This is a genomic window from Parasphingomonas puruogangriensis (genome assembly GCF_036663635.1).
Lineage (GTDB): Bacteria > Pseudomonadota > Alphaproteobacteria > Sphingomonadales > Sphingomonadaceae > Sphingomonas.
In genome coordinates this window covers 30,789-50,693 of the sequence record NZ_JAXOJI010000009.1, presented here as the reverse complement: position 1 = coordinate 50,693, position 19,905 = coordinate 30,789, and the positions used below count along the sequence as shown (strand labels likewise).

Genomic DNA, 19,905 nt, shown 5'->3' with positions numbered 1-19,905 from the left:
CTCGCGGTCGTATAAAGGCCTCGCGCCGACCGAAGCAACCCCGCTCAGAACCACTCGCGCTCTTTTCAACCCATTTCTGCCCGATGCGTCACTTCGCTTTCGCCTGCTAAAAGAATGCTTTGACGCTTTGCAGCATCGATGGAAATGAGCTTGGGCGCGGGTCGCGCCCGGGGCAGCTGCCGCCACCCGCGGCCCGCCGATGGAAGTACGTTCACTACTCTGACCTAAGCGGTTCTTAAAATTCACGATGAGATCGACCATGTTTCGCAGACTGAAAAGAGCATTTTATATTCTTTTTATACCGCGGGCGGTTCGTCAGCGACGAATGAAAAGAAGAGCGTTCGCGGCAGTCCTGTCGACGGCCTCAACGCCCGTTTCTGGGAACGTTGCCTTACCGGTCAAGGTCTTGAACGAAAAAATATCTATAAATACGATACTGATATTGAAGCTTGATCACTTGGGTGATTTTTTCACTTCAATAGAGGCAATGTGCAGATTAAGGGCGGCATGGCCGCATGCCGGCATTACCTTGGTTTGTGATCCGATGTGTCATAATATAGCCAAAGCGCTTAATATATTTGACAGGATCGAGACGTACAGATTCTTTTCGGAGAAGTTTGAAAGGGAAACGGGTAAAAGGATGTCGGACGAACATCGCTGTTCCGCAATCGCGACACTAAATCTCGGTGCTTATGACCTAGCAATCGATTTGCGTCATGACTTCGATACGAGGCCATGTCTAAGTTACGTGAGCGCCCAGTTTCGGGTTGGATATGCAAAAGCTGGTCGGCGACCGGCGCACGCACCCACGCTCGATCTCGCGCTGGCGGAAATACCTCCTGAAGGCCCGGAACAGCTGCATGCCGAGACGCGCATCAACATGCTGGTTGCGCTCGTAATCGATACGTTCCTGCCGCCGCCTGCGCGGCAAATTTCACGGTTGCTCGATCAATCGGTCGACAAAGGATGGGACGGACGGGACTATATCGTCGTTGCGCCGTGCGCCCGGTCGGGTAACCGAACCTGGCCGATCGACAACTTCGTCGCTCTTGCAAAACGGATCGTTGCCGAGCGTGATTTCGGCATCGTTGTGCTTGGATCGGACGCAGAGCGCAGCCACGTCGCTGGCTTCTGCCGGTCTTTTCGCGACGAGGACTGCGTAAACCGAGCAGGCGCGCCGTTGGAGGACGTCCCGAACATCGTGGCAGGCGCTTCGCTCTTCGTCGGCAACGATACCGGCACGACTCATCTAGCCGCGCTCCTGGGTGTGCCCACGCTGTGTCTTTACGGTGGCGTAAGCGATCCTCGTGTGTGGCAGCCAATCGGGAACCGCGTGAGAATCGTGCACTCGAAGACGCCGTGTTCCTATTGTCATATCAACGTCAAAGAAGATTGTCCCTACGATCAGCGATGCATGCACGAGATCGACGTCCAGCGCGCGTTCGACCATGCGTTGGGCTTATTACAACCTCATGCGCTTCTCTGAGGGGGGGCTGTTCTCGGCTGGGGGGCAAAGCCAAGCCCAGGCGCGACTACGTCGCATACCAATAGGGAGTGCGCTACGCGCCCTCGTGCGCGCGAAATCGCACGTTTTCACGTCCCCATATTCCTCTAGGCAACCGAACGGCTAGGTTTATAGCGCCCTGCATGGCCAATAGTGATCGTAACTGGGAAATCTGGGGTGAACGGGATCCATACTATGCCGTCCTAACTGAACCCGATTTTCGGGGCGGCATGATCGAGGCGAACAAGCCTGCATTTTTTGCCAGCGGTGATGCGTATATAACGAGCATGATTGCCTTGCTGGAGCGGCATTTCGGTAATCTTCCGCGAGATCGAGCATTGGACTTCGGCTGCGGCGTCGGACGCCTGACGGTCCCGCTGTCCGACACGTTCGCATCGGTCGTCGGCCTTGATATTTCGTCGGCGATGCTGCGCGAGGCGAGGCTGAACAGCCAAGGGCGCGCAATCGAGTATCTGCATTCCGACGATACCCTGTCGCGCGTGGAAGGCAGTTTCGACCTCGTTAACAGTTCGATCGTGTTACAACATATTCCGGTCAACCGGGGCATGCGTATTTTGAGAAATCTGCTGGAGCGGGTGCGCCTTGGCGGCGGGTGTCTCATTCATATTTCGATCAAACGGCGACGTAGCAAGCTAAGTGAACTTCGCTACCGGCTGCGCCACTCCCTGCCGGGGGGGCAAGCATTGCTCAACGTACTGGCAGGCGAGGCACGCGATACACCTGTAATGGAAATGAATGAGTATCCGCTGAGCGACGTGCTGCGGCTTTTTCATCAACTTGGTTTTGAGGATCTGCTGGTGCGCTATGGTGATCATGGCGGTGTTGATACCGTCCTGCTCCTAGCGCGCAGAGGCGGCGTTGTTCCACCATGATGGTTCCGGCCTAAAGGCTTCATTAGGACCTCAGGCGTTTGGCACCAAACCCTTGTCGCAGAGATACCCCCGCGCCCGAAGCGCCAAAAACAGCCGGTTAATTACCGGGTTGGACCAACCGCAATTGGTTGCGAAATCGCGTTGCAGGGTGTCGTGATGCGCCTGGTGCGCGGCCGGCGTCATCAACAGACGGCTCGCGCGCATCCAGCCGATGATCACCGGGTTGCGCTCGCGGTGCAACGTGCCGTGGAAATATTGCGCGAAGGCTCCGCCGATTATCACGGCAAGCGAAGCGGCGGTCAGCCAGCCTGGCACCGCCAGCACTATCACCGCCAGGTTGAGCGCAAGGCTGATCGGTAGAGCCGCAAGCAGCACGGTGGAACCGATCAGGCGCCAGACCGGGCGGCGGCCGAGCGCCATCGGGCGGGGGTGGTGGTTCTTAAAGTCATAGACCAGCCGGTCGAACGCGCTCACGCTTGCCATACGCTCTCGTACGAGCGTGAGATAGTCTCCGGATTCGCGCGAGCCGGCGTAGAAATAGAGTTCGTCCAGCCGCTTTCCCGCCGGCGTCGGGCGGTAATCGAGTAGCATGTGCGTCAGCCCCGAAGCTAGGTCGGCCAGATACCAACCGACGATCAACGCCGGGATGCAGGCAAGCGATAAGTCGGCGAACATCGCGGCAACGTTCACCGCAACGGATATGAGAAAGAGCCCGAGGACGATCCGCTGGGTCATAGGCTGGCAACGTCTTTCGGCTCTAGAGGTCAGCGCAGTCATTGGTTCTGGCGGGCCTAGCGGGGTGCTCTATACTAGCGGATATGACATCTACGTTGCAATCAACACTTGAAATCCCGAGCAACATCGCTCTGCAAGCGCGTGCCGACGGCGCCGGGCAGGCCACGCCGCTCGCGCCCATGATCGATATCAGCCGGCTGATCTGGCGCTTGTGGACAGGCCGGCTGCCGACCGGGATCGATCGGGTCTGTCTCGCCTATGTCGAGCGGTTCGGCGCCAAGGCAGACGCCGTGCTTCAGTGGAACGGGCGGCGGGTGGTATTGAGCAGAACTGATTCGCGGCGCGTGATGGCGCTCTTACTCGACGGGGGGCCGCGTTTTCGTCGCCGCCTGGTCGCAGCGCTGGGCCGCGCGCTACCGCGCGCTTTCAGGAAGCCGAAGTACGGGCAGCTCTATCTCAATATCGGCCATACAGGTCTCGACGATGCGGGCCTCGCGCGTTGGATCGCGCGGTATGGCGTTCGCGCGGTCTTCCTGATCCATGATCTCATTCCGATCGATACGCCCGAATTCTGCCGCGCCGGCGAGGCCGAACGGCATGTGCGGCGGATTGCCACTGCGCTGACGAGCGCGCACGGTATTATCGTCAATTCGAACGCCACGCTGGAGAGCGTGCGGACTTTCGCGGCAGCCCGCGGCTTGCCGTTCCCGCCGTCGGTCGCGGCATGGCTCGCCGGGGATACTTTGCCCACGCCCGTCTCGGCCCCGCCTGGGACGCGTCCCTATTTCGTAACCGTCGGCACGATTGAGGGCCGCAAGAACCACATCCTGCTGCTGCGGCTATGGAAGCGCTTGGCCGAGCAGATGGGCGATGCCGCGCCGCAACTGTTCATAGTCGGCCAGCGCGGCTGGGAGGCGGAGCATGCGCTGGCGATGCTCGATCGCTGCGCGGCGCTCGAGGGTGCGGTAATCGAGCGCGGCCGTTGTGACGATGCTGAGCTGGCGCGGCTGCTGGCCGGCGCGCGCGCGCTATTGATGCCGTCGTTCACCGAGGGGTTCGGAATGCCGGTGATCGAGGCGCTGCAGCTCGGAACACCGGTAATTGCGTCGGACTTGCCGGTGTTCCGCGAGATTGCCGGTGGCATCCCGACCTATCTGCCTTCTTTCGACGGGATCGGGTGGGAAAGCGCGATCCTCGACTTCTGCGGCACCTCGTCCGAGCGTGCGCGCCAGCTCACCGCGATGCGCAACTATCGCGCGCCTGACTGGCCGGGCCATTTCGCGCGGGTCGGACCCTGGCTCAAGACGCTAGCTGAGCGTTGACCGATCTTCGTCAGGATTCGACGCGGTCAACCGGCGCGCCGATTCCGACACGAGGAGTTCGATGCCTACATTGCTGAGAAAGGCGCCATGGATCAGGCAGCGATCCGCGAGCACGCGGCAAAAGGCGTCGTAAAGCTGCGGCGTCGGGGCTTGCGGCGCGCCCCAGAAAGCGTCGAGCGGCTGCGATGCGGTCAGCCCGGCAATATCATAGACCGGATTGCCCAGCGCCTTGACCGGCTTGCCTCGCGCAAGCGCGAGAGTGCCGCTGGTGCTGTTGACAACGACCATGCCTCGCGTCGCATCGACCATCTGCAGCAGATCGCCTTGGTCGACGAAGACCACACGGTCCGCGATCCCGAGTTCGGTGGCGCGCGCGCCGATCACGCTGCGCCAGTGATTGAGACCTGAATCGAGCGGATGCTCTTTGATGATCAACCCGACTTGGGAGGGCGCGGCGCGCGCGAAGCTTTCCAGTACCACGTCGATCGCGCGGTACATTGTACCGAAGGGCGAATGAATGCGGATCTGGTAATCCGAGTTGAGCTGCAACGGAAACAGAAAGAATGGCCGATCCGATATCCGAAGAATATCACGGTTCGCGCGCGCTGTGTTAGCCGCGCGGAGGCCGAAGCGACGGGCAAAGGTCAGTCCTTCGAGGACAGGATCGCGGTCGCGATGTGTGCGGTGGAACGGAAACCGCCAAAATTGCAGCACGGCCTCAGCATAATAGAAGAACGCCGCCCAGCCGCGTCCGGTTGCGAAAGAGGGGACAGGAGGATGATCGCGCACAGGCGGCAATGCTTCGGCCTCCTGCAGATACCAGGCCGGGTCGCGCGGCAGGCGTGAATTGCCATTCACCCCGTTGCGCTCGAGCGTGATCCAGTCGGGTCGGATATAGCCTTCTTCGAAGACATGCACGCGGACGCCAGCGGCGGCCGCCGCTGTGATCGCTGCGGCGTGGACCGGGCGGCAATCGCCGAACACGATCAGGTCGGTAACCGAGTAACGGTTCAGATAGCGCGCGACATAGTGCGGCCACGCCCGTTCGCGCTGCCGGAACGCATCACCCTGCGGCCAGGTCGCTCGGTCGCCGCCGTTGAAGTTGATCCGCCGCACGCGGTGCCCGCTTGCCACGAGTGCAGCGCCTAGTCGCGGGAAGAAGGATCCGTGCGGCCCCTGCAGGAACAGGAAACAGCGCGTAGGATCGGGCAGCGTCATCCGATCAGACCCGGACATTGGCGATCGCCTCGCGGTCGGAGAGTGCCAGGACGAGACCGAGCGTAAAGGGAAGGGCGGCCGGCACCAGCAGCACCGCGACGATCACGGTCGGCGACGCGTCGAGCCATAAGGTCAGCAGCCCGAACAGCCACAAGGCGACATGCCCCGCATAAGCACGGACTCCGACCAGAGTGCGGCGGAAGCGGCTGACGCGCTCGGCATAAAGCGACCAGGGGCAGGTCGCTACGCCATAGCCCCACAGCCAGTGCAGCACGCCGGGCGCCGCCGATGAGCGCTCGAGCACGCCGCACAACGACAGGATTTCGGCGGCGAAGATGACGAGCACCGGCAGCGCACCGCTGATGCTCGCGGTGCCATAAGCGCGGCCGCGGTGCCCGCGCGCAAGCGCGAGCGCCGCGGCATGGTCGATGGCGATAACCACCTGTTCAAGCAGTCGCGCAAGTGCCGAACAGAACAGGATAGCAGCGACACCGAACAGCATCGCAGCCCAGTCGCCCGACACGAGCAGCAGCACACCTGCCGCGATGCTCGCAATGCTCAGTACTGCCATCGGTATCGTGAGCAGGCCTAACGTAATTCCGACCGTGTCGGACCCCGACTTCACGCGATACTCTCCTGTTTGCCCCGGTATCTGACCCGCACCCCATATGTGTTGGCTTGGCGCTCCATAGAGAGGCCTTCGTCCGCTGTAACCCATTGTTCGTATCAGATGAACTGTGTCAGTCGCCCCTGCAGTCGCCGCAGGCGGACGAGCAGCCCGGGGCGAGCGGTTGGCCGTTCGGCGATTCGTGCGATCAGCGTCTCGGGCTTGCAGGGCAGCATCGTGACGGGGTCGAGATAGCGCGGATAAAGGATTAGCGTCGCCGCAACGAGCTCGTCCAAGGTCACCCGCCGCCCGCGGCGCGCGGGCGCCGCGGCGAGATCGCGGGTCAGCCCCCAGCCGGCGAAGAAGGGCGTGCCGTGGCACACCACTTCGCGCCCGCGCAGCAGCGCCTCGAAGCCCGTGAGCGAGGTCAGCACATGCACTGCATCGACTTCGCCGAGCAGGCTCGCCATGCTGCCACCACGCACGACGCGGTCGGCATGAGCGAGCGCTTCGACATCGCGCAGCCCACCACGGCGATGTCCGGCATCGACGTCGGGATGCGGGCGGAACCAGATCTCCGCCTCGGGCTCAGTTGCGCGCACACGGCGCAGCAGATCGAGATTACCCGCCACCTCGCCGCCGCCAAGCAGCACGGAGCGATCATCCTCGACCTGGCCCGGCACCAGCACAAGGCGGCGCCCGGTCAGGCGGGGGGGGGAAGGGGTGTCCTCGGCCCCGCCGTATTTGCTGATCCGGTCGACGACGATACGAGTGCGCAAGGCGGCAGCGCGCTCCAGCAGCGCGGGGGGGAAAGGGCCCTGCTCTAGCCGCGTTTCAAGCTCGCTTGCGCCGGATGGGTCATAATGGATACCGCGCCGATCGACCGTGACCGATAACGGCGGCACGAGATTGGCCCCGAGCCCGACCGAGCGCACGAAGCCATCTTCCACCTGAACCAGCGGGACGCGTCGTGCGCCGGCGTCGGCAATCGCCGCAGCGGTAACGCGCGACGGCCAGATCGCGACGCTGCCGCCACCTTTAGCGGCATGGCGGATCGCCTTTGCCGCGGGCAGGAAGCGCAGCGGTGCCTGCGGCGTCCACAGGAAGCGGCGGATCTCGGCGCGCTTCCACCATGCCATGCCAGCGGCCGCAACGATCCCACGATTAGCGGCAATCACGTCGCGCCACAGCATAAGGATCGCCAGAGCCTCGTCGAGCGAGCACGACGCTTGCGTGAAGGGATCACGATAGCGGCAGCCGAGCAGGTGCATCGCCACGCGTCGACGCAGCGTAGCATGATCCTCGCCCGGCGCGCCGAAGGCCCCTGGCGAGACGATCCGGACGCTCGCGCCCGCGAGCAGCGCAATTGCGGCCCATTCGTCGTCACCATCGGCGAACAGCGTCACGCCGGGGCGCAGCAACGACCATGGGTTGATCGCGCGCCGCGCGCTGCGATCGATTTTTCGGTCAAGGCGCAGGGCAGAGAGCGGAATGTCCGGCGTGTTGCTATGTGACGGGACACGCAGGACGACTTCGGCCGGCGTGGCCCGCACACCCCAGAAGGCCCCGCCGAGCGCCGCCCCGCGAACGGCGGCCAGCACCTTTTCGACGACCGCCTCGTCAAGCGATGGGAGATCGCCCAAGGGCGGCGCGCTGACTGCAGCGACGGCGACGGGCACCCCCGCGAAAGGTGGGGAGCGAAGCAGCGGCAAGATCGACTTAGCCATCGTACGTCTCGTCGGGGCGCCGGTCCCAGGCCGCAATCCTGCTCCGGCCATCCGCAACGACGATTTTCCCCCAGGCACCGGTTCTCAGCTTGAGCGACGCGAGCGAACGAGCCTGGTGGGCAAGTGCCGGATCGGCCTTCAGTACAAAGCGGGCGGCACCCGCGCTGGTGATGATCAGCATGTGTCCCGTCGCGGTCGCCAACACGCCGCGCCACGCCGCGAGACGGCCAGGGGCGTCAACTATCCACCCCGCCGGCGCGACCAAAGCCTCGTTCCAGCGCGCCAGCGCAGCCGCACCTAGCCGCGCCAGCACCCGATCCTCGGCCTGGTCCTCATCGGGGCCATGGTCGATTTCCGCCAGCCATGAACAGGTCTCGACGCTCGGCGGCGCATTCGATTCGGCCAGGATCAGCTCGGCGGTGTGCTGCGTGCGGCGCAGCGGCGAGACGAGCACGCGGTCGAACGTCTCCCTGGCAAACAGTCGACCAAGCGCGCGGGCCTGCGCCTCGCCGCTTGCGACGAGCGGCAAGTCGGTCTTCGCACCGATCCGCCTCGGCGCTTCACCAGGCGCGAAAGTATCGCCATGTCGGACAATGGTCAGCGCAAGCGTCATGCGCCGAACGGATCCCCGAGCTGCGCGATCAGCCGCTCAGCCAGCACCACGTCGGTAGCGCTGTCGACCCCCGACATCGGGTGGCGTGGCGCTGCGACCTCGACCGTCAGCATGGGGATATGGTTTTCTAAAAAGCGCAGCTGTTCCAGTCCCTCGAGCTGCTCATAGCGGCTCGGCGGCAGGCTTTCGAATTGCGCCAGCGCCTCGATGCGATAGCCGTAGATGCCGAGATGACGATAGATTGGCGACAAGGGGGTAGTGCGAGTCTCGTCGCGCAGTTGCGGGATGATTCCCTTGGAAAACCACATCGCCCGCCCGTCCGCCGCACGCGTCACCGTAGTGCCGCTGGCTGGACTCTCGCATTTGTGGCTGCGCAACAGATCGAGTTCGGGCCAGCCGAGCTGCACCACCGGCGTCGCCACGTCAAACGCCGACTCCCGCAAAGCGCCGAGAAGCGCCGCGACTGCAGTCGCGGCTACGAACGGCGCGTCGCCCTGCAGATTGACCACAATGTCCGGAGCAATGGCCCGTGCCATGGCCGCGGCGTACGCACGCCCCGACCCCGACTGGATCGTCGGCGCGGTCATCGCAACCGTGCAGCCGAGCGCCGCGGCATGGTCCGCGATCCGGTCGTCGTCGGTCGCCACGACCAGCTCGGCATGGCCTGCTAGCGTAACAGCACGCCGCCCGATGTCGACCACGCGCGAGAGCAGGGTGCGCCCGGCAATCTCTACCAGCGGCTTGCCTGGCAGCCGGGTCGAGCCGAACCGCGCGGGAATGACGATCAGGTCGCGCGAGCGCCCGACCGGCAGGTTAGCCGACACCGGCACGCAGCACGTCATGAAGGTGGATCACGCCGATCGGCTTAGCGTCATCGCAGATGAACAAGGCCGTGACCGTATGAGCGTTCATGATCCGCAGCGCTTCCGACGACAAGGTATCGGACGATATGGTCAGGGGCCCCGGCGTCATATGCTCGCCGACCGGGGCGTCGTTACGGCTGTTGGCAAAACTGCGGCGCAAATCACCATCGGTGAACACCCCGACCATCTGTCCAGCATCGTCGATCACCGCGGTGCAACCGTAGCGCTTGCGGCTCATTTCGACTGTCGCCTCCATCAACGTCGCATGCTGAGCGATCACCGGCACGGCATCGCCCGTAGCCATCAGTTGCGCCACCGTGGCGAGCTTGGCGCCCAGGCGGCCGCCGGGATGGAGCTGTCGAAAATCGCTAACTCCGAACCCACGGCGGCGGATCAAGGCGACTGCCAGCGCATCGCCCATCGCAGCCTGGACGGTGGTCGATGCGGTTGGAGCGAGCTGGTGCGGGCATGCTTCGCGTACGGCAGGCAATGCGAGGCAGATATCCGCGGCGCGTCCCGCTGCGCTCTCGGCGTTTGAAGTGGCGACGATCAGCGGCACGCCGAGACGGTGCGCATGATGAATGATCTCGGCCAGTTCGGGCGTTTCCCCCGACCAGCTTAGCGCCAGCACCACATCGTCGGCGGTAATCATGCCAAGATCGCCGTGATTGGCCTCGCCAGGATGGAGATAGGCCGAAGGCGTGCCTGTCGACATCAGGGTTGCGGCAATCTTGCGCGCCACCAGCCCACTCTTGCCGATGCCAGTTGCGATCACCCGCCCGCGCATCGCGAGGATCGCATCGAAAGCTTGGCCGAACGCACTGCGCAGCGGGGTTTGCTCAAGCGCTTGCTCGAGCGCAACCAACGCTTCTCGTTCGATCCGTATAGTGTCGTCCGCTGCTTGCAGCATCATGTGGGCATGATGCTGGTCGATCGCTTGCCTGTTCTGGAGCACGGGGCCTCGCTATTCCGGCCGGTGAGAGATCGGGTACGCCATAATGCTCGTCATCGCCCTTTTCCATGTCTCGTGGCATCGCTAATGCGCCTTTGATAGGCGGTTCGTCCACACCGGAAGATCGGCGAAGTATCGGAAAAGATTGATCATGCAGTTTTGCCAGCATCCCGTAGGGGCCGACCAACCGCTTTTCGTGATCGCCGGGCCGTGCGTGATCGAGAACGAGGCGATGGCGCTGCGGACGGCCGAGACGCTGCGCGTCCTGGCCGACCGGCTCGGCATTTTGCTGATCTACAAAAGTTCGTTCGACAAGGCCAATCGCAGCTCGGGACGCTCGTTTCGCGGTCCCGGTCTCGACGAAGGCTTGCGCATTTTAGAAAAGGTGCGCGCCGAAACCGGACTGCCGGTGCTGACTGACGTGCACACCAAGGACCAGGTTGCCGCGGTCGCGGAGATCGTCGATGTCCTGCAAACCCCGGCTTTCCTCGCGCGCCAGACCGATTTCATCGAAGCGGTTGCCGCCTCGGGCAAGCCAGTCAACATCAAGAAGGCGCAGTTCATGGCACCGGGTGACATGCGCAACGTCGTCGATAAGGCGCGCGCCGCCGCCGAGGCAGCCGGGCACGATACCGACGCATTTTTGCTGTGCGAACGGGGCGCCTCGTTCGGCTACAACAACCTTGTCTCCGACATGCGTTCACTAGCAATCATGGCCGAGACCGGCTGCCCGGTCGTGTTCGACGCAACGCATTCGGTGCAATTGCCAGGCGGGCAGGGCGATCGCTCCGGCGGCGAGCGGCGCTTTGTACCTTTGCTCGCGCGCGCGGCCGTGGCGGCGGGCGTTGCAGGCCTGTTCGTCGAGACGCATCCCGACCCTGACCAGGCGCTGTCCGACGGTCCGAATGCTTGGCCGCTTGACCAGCTACCCGCGTTGCTCGAGCAATTGCTGGCGATCGATGCAGTGGTGAAGCGGGGCTAGCCGAAACCCGTACAACTAGCATAGGCGGATGCTAATTCCGCCCTTGTAGGCTTGGCGCGAACTGCGCTGGCTATGTTGTAGATAATCGTAATGCGCGTTGTCGTAGAGGCCCGAGTCGGACCCTGACGCGGTCGCCGTCAAAACTCGACATCGCCGAGTTGATAGCCGTCCGTGTGTCTAAAGGACGTAGCCGAGTGGCGTCCCGGTCGCCGAGGCAACGCGGTTGCGCTGCGCCTCGGTAACATAGCCCCCCTCCCGAACACCGAAACTGCGGTGCGACCTCCACGTCCGCGCGCACGACGACCACGCCAAACCTAAATGTGGTGGCGAGCTCCGACTGTTTCGGCGGGCGGCTGCCCGCATCGTTAATCGTTCGCCATTCGTAACGAATAAGTGTTAGAAGGACAGATCGTCACCGATAATGCTGCGAGCAGGATGACGACCGAGAGCCGTGATAGCTCCCGCTTGCAGGTGTGAGCAGGCAATGACTGACCTGAAATCATGTGTGTGGACGTGGGCGCTTGTTCTCGTCCGGTCGGTGTAGGATGACGCCCAAGAGCAAGTTGCTCGCCTTGGTGCGCGATTTCGTCAATTTGTCATACGAAGCGCCTACCGAGCAATACGACGCGGTACTGCTTGCCGCGCGGCGATATGAGACCTCTATCGTCGTGGGCGGGGTCGACTGCGCTCATCTGTGTCATCAGCTGGGCAACCTCCGAGTGGCACTGGGCGGTGCGGTGCTTCCGTCAAACATGGAAAACACCGTGTGGTCACTCTTGGGTACGGAACCAGCATTACAATGAGCAGATGTACGCACTCCTGTGACGAGGCGGCCGCGCCTTGTGCCGCGCGGCGGAACTGGAGGTAAAACGTGCGACAGATACTTTATGTTAGCCTGAGCACGGTGCCGGGGGATAAAGCCGATCTCGTCGGCATCCTGGATCAATCGCGGCACAACAATGCGCTTGACGGCATTACCGGCCTGCTATGGTCGGACGGGCGTAGCTTTCTTCAGGTTTTTGAAGGGCCGCAGGCGAGTGTCGCGTCAACGTTCGCCCGTATATCGGCCGATCGCCGCCATCATTCGCTGACCATTATCGAGGACCGCGCCATCAAAGCGCCGGAGTTTGGCACTTGGACGATGATGCACAGGCGAGCAAACGACGCGCTAGATGCCTATGATGCCCGGATAGGGCGTATTTTGTTGAGAGTAACTTCCCCCATCCGAATGCAATTTCTGGCGCTGGTTGCGACCGGCCGGCCGGCTGCCCAAATCGCCAAAAAATAGAACGCTTATCGCGTCGACAAAGGTTCTTGTCACAACCAGATCCGTCGCCATGGCTCGAGCCGATCATTTGACGAAGCGTGCTGCATGCTTGGTGACGAGTGCAGGTAACGCGCCCGAAATATAGAGCAACATATCTAGTATCCACAATCTAAAATTAGAGTGCTCCCATGTATTCGATCCGGGCATTGACCGAAGCCTTACCAATTATGCATCCTGACTACGATAATCTTACCAATACTACGATTAAGGAGATGCATCCTTGATCTATTAGGCCGGGCGCGCCATTATCTATCCAATCGATATCCCTATGCTGTGCCCAATGCGTGTCCGATGTTCGGAACAGGAGGGATAAGCTGATATTGCGGTGGAGATGGATTGATGGCGACTATCAGGATCCGCATTACCAAGCGGCTGGTGGAATCGCTTGAGCGTGATGGGAAAGTGCAGCTTATCCGGGATACGGATGTGCGTGGTTTTGCGGTACAGATGTCGCCCGCGGGATTGATCACGTACACGTTACGCTATCGGTTTGACGGCCGTCAGGGCAGGTGGAAGATCGGGGTTCACGGAGAACCGTGGACGCCCGACACGGCGCGCACCGAGGCCCGAATACTATTGGGCAAGATCGCAAAAGGAATCGATCCCCGGCAGGAAAAGATCGATCATCGCAATGGGTTGACGGTAGCAGAGCTCGGCGACCTTTATCTCACAAAAGGTCTGTATGCGGCCAAGGACAGCTCGGTCAGCCAGGCGCGGCGCAACATAGAGAATCACATCAACCCGTTGATTGGCGCACGGCGCGTCTCTTCGATCAAGCGTTCCGATATCACGCAGCTGTTATGCGACGTCGCCGACGGACGGACGCGGAGAACGCGCAAGACTGGCCATCGCGGCCTGTCACGCGTGACGGGGGGCAGGGGCGCCGCCAGCCAGACGGTCACGACATTGAGTGCCATGCTTGGCTTCGCGGTCGATGAGGGGCTGCGCGACGATAATCCCGGGATCGGTATCAAAAGGTTTCAGGGCAAGAAGATGGAGCGCTTTTTGTCGCCGCCGGAGCTGGCGCGCCTCGGCGAGGCGCTGGCCGCCGCCACGTCCTTGGGGGTGGAGAGCATCTTTGCGATCGCTGCATTGCGCCTGTTGATCCTTACCGGCTGCCGCAGAAACGAAATCCTGACGCTCAAGCACAGCAATATCGACGTCTATCACCGGTGCCTCCGGCTGCCTGACAGCAAGACCGGCGCGAAAACCGTGCATCTCGGGGCGCCGGCCTTACGGGTCATCGCTCAGCTTCCGCAGGTCGAGGGAAATCCCTATCTGCTTCCCGGAAAGAAGGACGGCACGCATGTGACTAACCTTCAAAAGGTATGGGCGCGCATACGCGAAGCTGCCGCGCTCGAAAACGTCCGCATCCATGACCTACGGCACAGCTTCGCGTCCGTCGGCGCCTCGGCCGGCGACAGCATGCCGATCATTGGGAAATTGCTTGGCCATCGCAGTGCCAAAACGACCGAACGGTATATGCATATCGCAGATACGTCGGTCACCTCCGCCGCCGAGCGTATTTCCGACGAGATCGCCAAACATCTCGGTGAGGCAGTACCGCTGCCGACGGCACACGACTTTAACGAACTCGACCCCTTCGGGACATTCTGGACGCTTCAACAAGAAGGCGAGGCGCGCCCATCAAATCCGCAGCTCGGTATGGTCGCTCGCACCAAGTGGCTGGACACGCGTGCTGCAGCAGCGATGTTGGGCTACTCGCCCGATACGTTGCAGAACTATCGGACGATCGGCATCGGTCCGGCCTTTCGCAAGGTCGGAAGGCGCGTCGTCTATGCGGCGGAAGCGTTGCAGGCGTGGCAGGCCGTCCAGTTCGCCGGTCGAAGCGCTACCCACGCCTCGTAGGCATCGACGGCGTCTGCAATATGAGATGCGCCGTCCAGATGCAGGCGATCGAGCGCTTCCTCGTGGGATCGATGATTCAGGAGGATCGAACGGTCTAACGCCCATAGCGTAGTATCAACCCGACAAATTGCTGTCTGGGGAAACAGGGTAACAGGTGAGGTTGGGCATCTCCTGGCTATGGCCAGGCCGCGCTCTACGTCGCCAACGCGCCGCCGAGCCACCAGGCGTCTCGGTCCATTCGGATGACGATCACTGACGCAGGAAGCCGGCAGGGCCGGGCCTAGCGGAACGCGCGGATCAAATGAGCACACGCTGGCAGGCTTCTGCGAAGCCGCCAGGGGGTGCAGCTTTCGTGTTCCCGCGTGGCACACTCGATCCGGCCGGAGGGCACGGCGGCGGCTAGCCCCCAGGTCCGCGCGCACGCCGCCGCGCCGGCCGTCCGGATTCGAGAGTGCGTGTTGGTGGGCTCCGGTTGGGAGCCGGGCAGCGCTCGCGCGCTGCAGTTGCCGCGGTCGCCGCGCTGCGCGCGGCGGCGTTGTGCCTCCGGCTTTCGAAAAGGCGGGGGTGGGCGTCGCTACCCTCTAGTCCCGCCGCGGCAGGTCGCAACCTGAGCTGCGCTCAGGTCCTCCTCTGCGTTTCGGCCTTGCCGGTGCCGCCCGCCGCTCTTGCGGGACTGCCGGTTCGCTCCTGCCGCCCACCCCCGCCATTCCGGCGCCGGTTGCGGTGGTTTGGAGTAAGGAAGATGCAGGACAGGACCAATACCAATCAGCCAAGCCTCTATGCCGAGGTGACGTCACGGGTGATCGCAGAGTTGGAAGCGGGGCGATTGCCCTGGGTGCAGCCGTGGGACGGGGCGGGGTGTGGATGTTCGATGCCTCAAAATGCCGCCACCGGGCGGCGCTATTCCGGAATCAACGTGCTGATCCTGTGGGCGGCGGTAATCAGCGGGGGCTATCAGTCGCAACGCTGGCTGACCTATCGGCAGGCGCAGGCGGCGGGCGGCAATGTCCGGCAGGGAGAGCGGGGCACGACCGTGTGCTATGCGGATCGTTACACCCCCAAGAGCGAGGAATTGCGCGCGCAGGACGAGGATCGCGACGCGCGGCAAATTGCATTTCTCAAACGCTTTACCGTGTTCAATGTCGATCAGTGTGAGGGATTGCCTGAAGCACTGACCAACATGGTGGAAGCCCCAGCAGAAGCGGAAATCCTGCCGGAGATGCAGGCGCTGATTGACGCAAGCGGGGCTGACTTCCGGATCGGCGGCAGCGTTGCCTTTTATGCGACGGATGCCGATTACGTAGCAGTGCCACCGCAGGCCGCGTTCGGTAAACCGGTCAACTGGTACCGTACGGCGTTGCACGAGCTCGGCCACTGGACCGGACATCGCAGCCGTCTTGATCGCAACCAGCGCGGTGTTTTCGGAAGCGCCGACTATGCCCGTGAGGAACTGGTGGCCGAGCTGGCCAGTGCGTTCGCCTGCGCCTCGCTGTCGATCCAGCCGACCGTACGACATGCCGATTACATCGGCAGCTGGCTGGCGGTGCTGCGCGAGGACGAAAAGGCGATCTTTCGCGCGGCGAGCGCTGCCAGCAAGGCGGCGGACTGTCTGCTCGGATTTCGCAGTGAGGGTGGCGACATTGAGCAGGGGAGGGCGGCATGACCTACGCTCCCAAACAGCCGAACCCAGACCAGCGGGCCACCCCTGGCCGCCCGACCGGCCGCGAGCTGCGGACATTGGGCGGCGCAGTTCAGCCGGACGACCTCGCGCGAATAGAGCGTGCGATGTCGGCGTTGCCGCGGACGACACGGGAGGTCTTCCTGGCGCACCGCCTCGACAGCTACAGCTATGACAAGATGGCCAGGATAACCGGCATGAGCATCCATCGTGTCGAGCGTCATATGGCGGCAGCGATCCATCATCTGTCGCGCTTCATGGACGGTGACGAACGCTCGCCGTGGCAACGATGGTGGCAATCGCTTTTGCCAAGATGGCGACGCTAAAGCTTGGCCTCGCCGGCGCTGCCGGCGAGGCTGTCCGAACGCCCACCAAGCGGTTAGGATGATGCGCGATGCAAACCAGTCTTGATCACTTGCCACCGGCCAAGCAGCGCGAGCTCGAGCGCGTCGTGCGGATCCTGTTCGAGCAGTTCGGCGACGCGACGGCGATAGCCACGTCGGACTGGAAGAAGCAGGCGCGCATTCTGAAGGTGATCCTGTACGGCAGTTATGCGCGCGGCGGCTGGGTCGACGAGCCGCATACTGCCAAGGGCTACCAATCCGACTTCGATCTGCTGGTCATCGTCAATCACGAGAAGCTCACCGACCGTGTCGAATTCTGGTCGACGGCCGAGGATACGCTCAACCGCGAATTGGCGATCACCAAGACGCTGCGCACCCCGGTCAACTTCATCGTGCACACGTGGCAGGAAGTGACCGCCGGATTGTCCGACGGGCGCTATTTCTTCATCGACATCGCGCGCGACGGCGTCGCGCTTTATCAAAGTGACGACACCGAGCTTCCAGAGCCTCAGCCCAAAACGCCCGATCAGGCGCTGGCGATGGCGCAGGAGTATTTTGACGATTGGCTGCCGAGCGCCAAGAGTTTCGAACGAGGATGCGGATATGCTCGGCGCGATGGCGATCTAAAGAAGGCGGTGTTCGATCTTCATCAAGCCGTGGAGCGCTACTACCATTGTGTGCTTCTCGTGTGCACTTTCTACACGCCGCACGTGCACAATCTCGGCTTCCTGCGAACGCAGGCCGAGCGGATCGATCCGCGGCTGATCGACATCTGGCCGCGCGAAAGCAAAAGCGACCGCGCCCGCTTCGAAAAGCTCAAGGAAGCCTATGTGAAGGCGCGCTATTCAAAGCATTACCGGATTAGCGAGGAAGAGCTGGGCCGGCTCGGCGAGCGCGTCGAAGCACTCGGCCATGTCGTGCAAATAATCTGCGAAGAGCATATCGCCGCGCTCGAGCGCAGCGTCGCCGCCTGATCGTCAGGCGCGCGCGCCGGTCAGTACGATCGTTCCCTCCCGAACATGGTTCCTGCAAGATCTCCATTTTCCAGCAGCGATCTATGCACGTCTGCTCGGCGAACCCGACATTTCGCCATAGCGTTGGGAGGCTCGCTTCCCCCTTGGGGTGCGGAGAAATTTCTTTCACGCGAGGGCCAAAGCCTCCGGAAAGCACTTGCAGGCGCCATACGCGGTCAATAATGGCCGGTAAATGCAACAACCGCAAAACCGCTTGCCGGTCGTCGATGGACTACGGGCCTTTGCGGTCGTCGCCGTGGTACTGTTCCACGGCTTTCCGTCGCTCGTCACCGGCGGCTTTATCGGCGTCGATGTCTTCTTCGTGATTTCCGGCTTCGTCATCGCGCTGAGTTATTTGCAGCCGATGATCCGCCGCGACGTAACATTCCGAGCGTTCTTCATCCGGCGCATACGGCGTCTGGTGCCGGCCTACTTAGCCGTCTTATTGGTCACGACCGCGTTCGCATTGTGGCTGCTCAACCCGAAGGATCTGGCCAATTACGGCGCCAGTCTCGCCGGGCAGGCCTTTTACGCGCAAAATATCGTCTTCTGGAATCAGGGCGACTATTTCGACGGCCCGTTAACCAAGCCGCTGTTGCACACTTGGAGCCTCGCGGTCGAAGAACAATTCTATTTGTTCTTCCCGCTTGCGATCATAGTGCTGCGCTGGCGCCCCCGGCTTGGGCTCGCAATGTTGGTCACGGCGGCGCTTGCGTCGTTGACCGCTGGGGCTGTGATCGGTCCGATCAGCCCTAAGACGCCGTTCTATTGGCTGCCTTTCCGGACGTGGGAGTTCTTTGCCGGCATCTTCGCCGCGATCCTGTTCCAGCGCCCGATCATCCAGACTATGCCGATTGTGGTTGGGAGCGGTGCGGCGCTGGCCGGACTCGGCGGTATCTTCATCGCTTGCTTCGGGTTCGGGGAGCGGGCGGACTTTCCGGGCGTGCAGGCGCTACTAGCGGTCAGCGGTACCGTCCTGATCTGCTTGACGCAGATGCGTTTGACGCCCTTGGTCGCAAGCCTGTTCACGAACCGCGTCGCGCAACATGCCGGCCGCATCTCCTACAGCTGGTATTTATGGCATTGGCCGCTGATCGTTTTCTTTTTCGTCGTGATGCATCGCTCGCCCGTTTTTGGAGAGGCCTCGATCATCACGATCATTGGCTATGCCCTCGGGGCGCTGTCGTTCGCAACGATTGAGCGGTGGGGGCTACGCGCGCCCATCATGAAGCGCCGCACGGCGCCGATCGCGCTGCTAAGTGGCTTCTTAATTTTTGCCGCCTCGGCCGGGTTCTTCATCGTGGCAAATAACGGGCTGATCGGCCGCTACCCGGCGGCGGTACAGCCATTGTACGCCGCACAAATGGAACGTGCGCCGTACCGTTGTCCGCTGGTGCGACGCCTCCGGGCATGGGATGCGGAAATCTGCCAGCTCAACGATGTCCAGGGCCTAGGCGGTGTGTTGATTGTTGGCGATTCGCACGCCGACATGATGAAGGCGGCGATCGTGGCGCTGGGTGACAAGCGCGCCGTGCCGGTCTATCTGGTCAAGCAAAATTGCCGGCTAGTCGATTTTGGCGTGGACAAGAATTGCGCGCGTGGTTTGTTGCGCAAGCTAGCACGCGACATACGTGCCAACCGGATCGCGACCGTTCTGGCAATCTCCCATTGGCCGAAGGCAATCAACGAGCACGCGCTCTTCACGGCCGCAGACGCGATCCTCGCAACTGGGGCCCAACTGGTTGTGCAGCGATCCACCCCGGAGGGCGCGATATTCGACCCGGCGGGCCGGATGGCGAACGGGGCCACCGGCAGCGATCGGAGCGGCTATAGCTCCGCCCAATTTGCCAAAAACCGTCGAGCCAACGATCTACTGTTCGACCGCCTCGACAACAGGGATCGCGTGCAAGTGCTCGATCCGGCACCGATTCTGTGCCCCAACGGTGATTGTTCTTTCGCGAGGAACGGCGTGCCGCTTTACAGCGACACCAACCATCTTACCTCAACCGCGGCGCGGATGATCGCGCCCTTATATCCGGCAATCTTCGACCGCACTGAGCAGGCCGCCAGATAGAGACGATCGGCAGTAAACGTCGCCGTGGGGTCTATCGTAACGGTCAGCTACAGCTTTTACTTACCGGCGGTAGGCATCAGACACAGCATTTCGGCAAGCGGCCTTTCATCATTTTGAGCTGCCCCCAACCAAACTATACTCGTTGAGATCCAAGCCTGGATAATCGGTGATCGAAGCGAACTGA

Annotated in this window: 17 protein-coding genes; 10 read left to right on the top strand and 7 right to left on the bottom strand. The window is 62.3% G+C overall.

Annotation, left to right across the window (positions count from 1 at the left end; all coding sequences use genetic code 11):
* The first annotated feature begins 259 nt into the window (after positions 1–259).
* Together U1739_RS18435 and U1739_RS18430 are read left to right on the top strand one after the other, a co-directional pair.
* Positions 260–1,486, top strand: coding sequence for a glycosyltransferase family 9 protein (locus U1739_RS18435; protein ID WP_332710067.1), 1,227 nt, complete (start codon positions 260–262; stop codon positions 1,484–1,486).
* 161 nt (positions 1,487–1,647) lie between these two features.
* Positions 1,648–2,397 carry a class I SAM-dependent methyltransferase gene (locus U1739_RS18430; RefSeq protein ID WP_332710066.1) on the top strand — a complete coding sequence of 250 codons (750 nt, stop codon included), beginning with the start codon at positions 1,648–1,650 and terminating at the stop codon, positions 2,395–2,397.
* Positions 2,398–2,427: 30 nt separating this feature from the next.
* Here U1739_RS18430 and U1739_RS18425 read toward each other — a convergent pair whose 3' ends face one another.
* Positions 2,428–3,132 (bottom strand): fatty acid desaturase CarF family protein, encoded by a 705-nt coding sequence (locus U1739_RS18425; protein ID WP_332710065.1) that lies wholly within the window; start codon positions 3,130–3,132, stop codon positions 2,428–2,430.
* A 95-nt stretch (positions 3,133–3,227) separates the two neighbouring features.
* Here U1739_RS18425 and U1739_RS18420 point away from each other — a divergent pair, with 95 nt between their 5' ends.
* Positions 3,228–4,454, top strand: coding sequence for a glycosyltransferase family 4 protein (locus U1739_RS18420; RefSeq protein WP_332710064.1), 1,227 nt, complete (start codon positions 3,228–3,230; stop codon positions 4,452–4,454).
* Here the strand turns inward: U1739_RS18420 and U1739_RS18415 are convergent.
* From U1739_RS18415 to U1739_RS18390, 6 genes are all read right to left on the bottom strand, one after another.
* Positions 4,440–5,690, bottom strand: a complete 1,251-nt coding sequence (locus tag U1739_RS18415; protein ID WP_332710063.1) for a capsule polysaccharide biogenesis protein — start codon at positions 5,688–5,690, stop codon at positions 4,440–4,442. The genes U1739_RS18420 and U1739_RS18415 overlap by 15 nt on opposite strands.
* Entirely contained in the window at positions 5,677–6,297 is a 621-nt protein-coding gene (locus U1739_RS18410) for a hypothetical protein (protein ID WP_332710062.1), read from the bottom strand. The genes U1739_RS18415 and U1739_RS18410 overlap by 14 nt, the downstream gene beginning before the upstream one ends.
* A gap of 101 nt (positions 6,298–6,398) precedes the next feature.
* Positions 6,399–8,006, bottom strand: a complete 1,608-nt coding sequence (locus tag U1739_RS18405; RefSeq protein ID WP_332710061.1) for a capsular polysaccharide export protein, LipB/KpsS family — start codon at positions 8,004–8,006, stop codon at positions 6,399–6,401.
* On the bottom strand, positions 7,999–8,619 hold the full coding sequence (locus U1739_RS18400; RefSeq protein ID WP_332710060.1) for a histidine phosphatase family protein: 621 nt from the start codon (positions 8,617–8,619) through the stop codon (positions 7,999–8,001). Before U1739_RS18400 ends, U1739_RS18405 begins: the two co-directional genes overlap by 8 nt.
* Positions 8,616–9,461, bottom strand: coding sequence for a 3-deoxy-manno-octulosonate cytidylyltransferase (gene kdsB, locus U1739_RS18395; RefSeq protein WP_332710059.1), 846 nt, complete (start codon positions 9,459–9,461; stop codon positions 8,616–8,618). The genes U1739_RS18400 and kdsB overlap by 4 nt, the downstream gene beginning before the upstream one ends.
* Positions 9,433–10,395, bottom strand: a complete 963-nt coding sequence (locus U1739_RS18390; RefSeq protein WP_443025607.1) for a KpsF/GutQ family sugar-phosphate isomerase — start codon at positions 10,393–10,395, stop codon at positions 9,433–9,435. Before U1739_RS18390 ends, kdsB begins: the two co-directional genes overlap by 29 nt.
* A gap of 190 nt (positions 10,396–10,585) precedes the next feature.
* Here U1739_RS18390 and kdsA point away from each other — a divergent pair, with 190 nt between their 5' ends.
* From kdsA to U1739_RS18355, 7 genes are all read left to right on the top strand, one after another.
* Positions 10,586–11,416 carry a 3-deoxy-8-phosphooctulonate synthase gene (gene kdsA, locus U1739_RS18385; RefSeq protein WP_332710057.1) on the top strand — a complete coding sequence of 277 codons (831 nt, stop codon included), beginning with the start codon at positions 10,586–10,588 and terminating at the stop codon, positions 11,414–11,416.
* Between the two features lie 871 nt (positions 11,417–12,287).
* Complete coding sequence (locus U1739_RS18380; protein ID WP_332710056.1) at positions 12,288–12,704, top strand: BLUF domain-containing protein; 417 nt, start codon at positions 12,288–12,290, stop codon at positions 12,702–12,704.
* 378 nt (positions 12,705–13,082) lie between these two features.
* On the top strand, positions 13,083–14,612 hold the full coding sequence (locus U1739_RS18375) for a tyrosine-type recombinase/integrase (protein ID WP_332710055.1): 1,530 nt from the start codon (positions 13,083–13,085) through the stop codon (positions 14,610–14,612).
* Positions 14,613–15,354: 742 nt separating this feature from the next.
* A complete protein-coding gene (locus U1739_RS18370) occupies positions 15,355–16,275 on the top strand; it encodes an ArdC family protein (RefSeq protein WP_332710054.1) in 921 nt (306 codons plus the stop codon).
* Positions 16,272–16,616 carry a sigma-70 region 4 domain-containing protein gene (locus tag U1739_RS18365; RefSeq protein WP_332710053.1) on the top strand — a complete coding sequence of 115 codons (345 nt, stop codon included), beginning with the start codon at positions 16,272–16,274 and terminating at the stop codon, positions 16,614–16,616. The genes U1739_RS18370 and U1739_RS18365 overlap by 4 nt, the downstream gene beginning before the upstream one ends.
* A gap of 68 nt (positions 16,617–16,684) precedes the next feature.
* On the top strand, positions 16,685–17,608 hold the full coding sequence (locus U1739_RS18360) for a HEPN domain-containing protein (RefSeq protein WP_332710052.1): 924 nt from the start codon (positions 16,685–16,687) through the stop codon (positions 17,606–17,608).
* Between the two features lie 232 nt (positions 17,609–17,840).
* Positions 17,841–19,721 (top strand): acyltransferase family protein, encoded by a 1,881-nt coding sequence (locus U1739_RS18355; RefSeq protein WP_332710051.1) that lies wholly within the window; start codon positions 17,841–17,843, stop codon positions 19,719–19,721.
* The last annotated feature ends 184 nt before the right edge of the window (positions 19,722–19,905 follow it).

Bases quoted from the DNA above. Each gene is read 5' to 3' on its own strand.
- U1739_RS18435 (WP_332710067.1), top strand. From the start codon at position 260: ATGTTTCGCAGACTGAAAAGAGCATTTTATATTCTTTTTATACCGCGG.
- U1739_RS18430 (WP_332710066.1), top strand. From the start codon at position 1,648: ATGGCCAATAGTGATCGTAACTGGGAAATCTGGGGTGAACGGGATCCA.
- U1739_RS18425 (WP_332710065.1), bottom strand. From the start codon at position 3,132: ATGACCCAGCGGATCGTCCTCGGGCTCTTTCTCATATCCGTTGCGGTG.
- U1739_RS18415 (WP_332710063.1), bottom strand. From the start codon at position 5,690: ATGTCCGGGTCTGATCGGATGACGCTGCCCGATCCTACGCGCTGTTTC.
- U1739_RS18405 (WP_332710061.1), bottom strand. From the start codon at position 8,006: ATGGCTAAGTCGATCTTGCCGCTGCTTCGCTCCCCACCTTTCGCGGGG.
- U1739_RS18400 (WP_332710060.1), bottom strand. From the start codon at position 8,619: ATGACGCTTGCGCTGACCATTGTCCGACATGGCGATACTTTCGCGCCT.
- kdsB (WP_332710059.1), bottom strand. From the start codon at position 9,461: ATGACGTGCTGCGTGCCGGTGTCGGCTAACCTGCCGGTCGGGCGCTCG.
- U1739_RS18390 (WP_443025607.1), bottom strand. From the start codon at position 10,395: ATGATGCTGCAAGCAGCGGACGACACTATACGGATCGAACGAGAAGCG.
- kdsA (WP_332710057.1), top strand. From the start codon at position 10,586: ATGCAGTTTTGCCAGCATCCCGTAGGGGCCGACCAACCGCTTTTCGTG.
- U1739_RS18375 (WP_332710055.1), top strand. From the start codon at position 13,083: ATGGCGACTATCAGGATCCGCATTACCAAGCGGCTGGTGGAATCGCTT.
- U1739_RS18370 (WP_332710054.1), top strand. From the start codon at position 15,355: ATGCAGGACAGGACCAATACCAATCAGCCAAGCCTCTATGCCGAGGTG.
- U1739_RS18365 (WP_332710053.1), top strand. From the start codon at position 16,272: ATGACCTACGCTCCCAAACAGCCGAACCCAGACCAGCGGGCCACCCCT.
- U1739_RS18360 (WP_332710052.1), top strand. From the start codon at position 16,685: ATGCAAACCAGTCTTGATCACTTGCCACCGGCCAAGCAGCGCGAGCTC.
- U1739_RS18355 (WP_332710051.1), top strand. From the start codon at position 17,841: ATGCAACAACCGCAAAACCGCTTGCCGGTCGTCGATGGACTACGGGCC.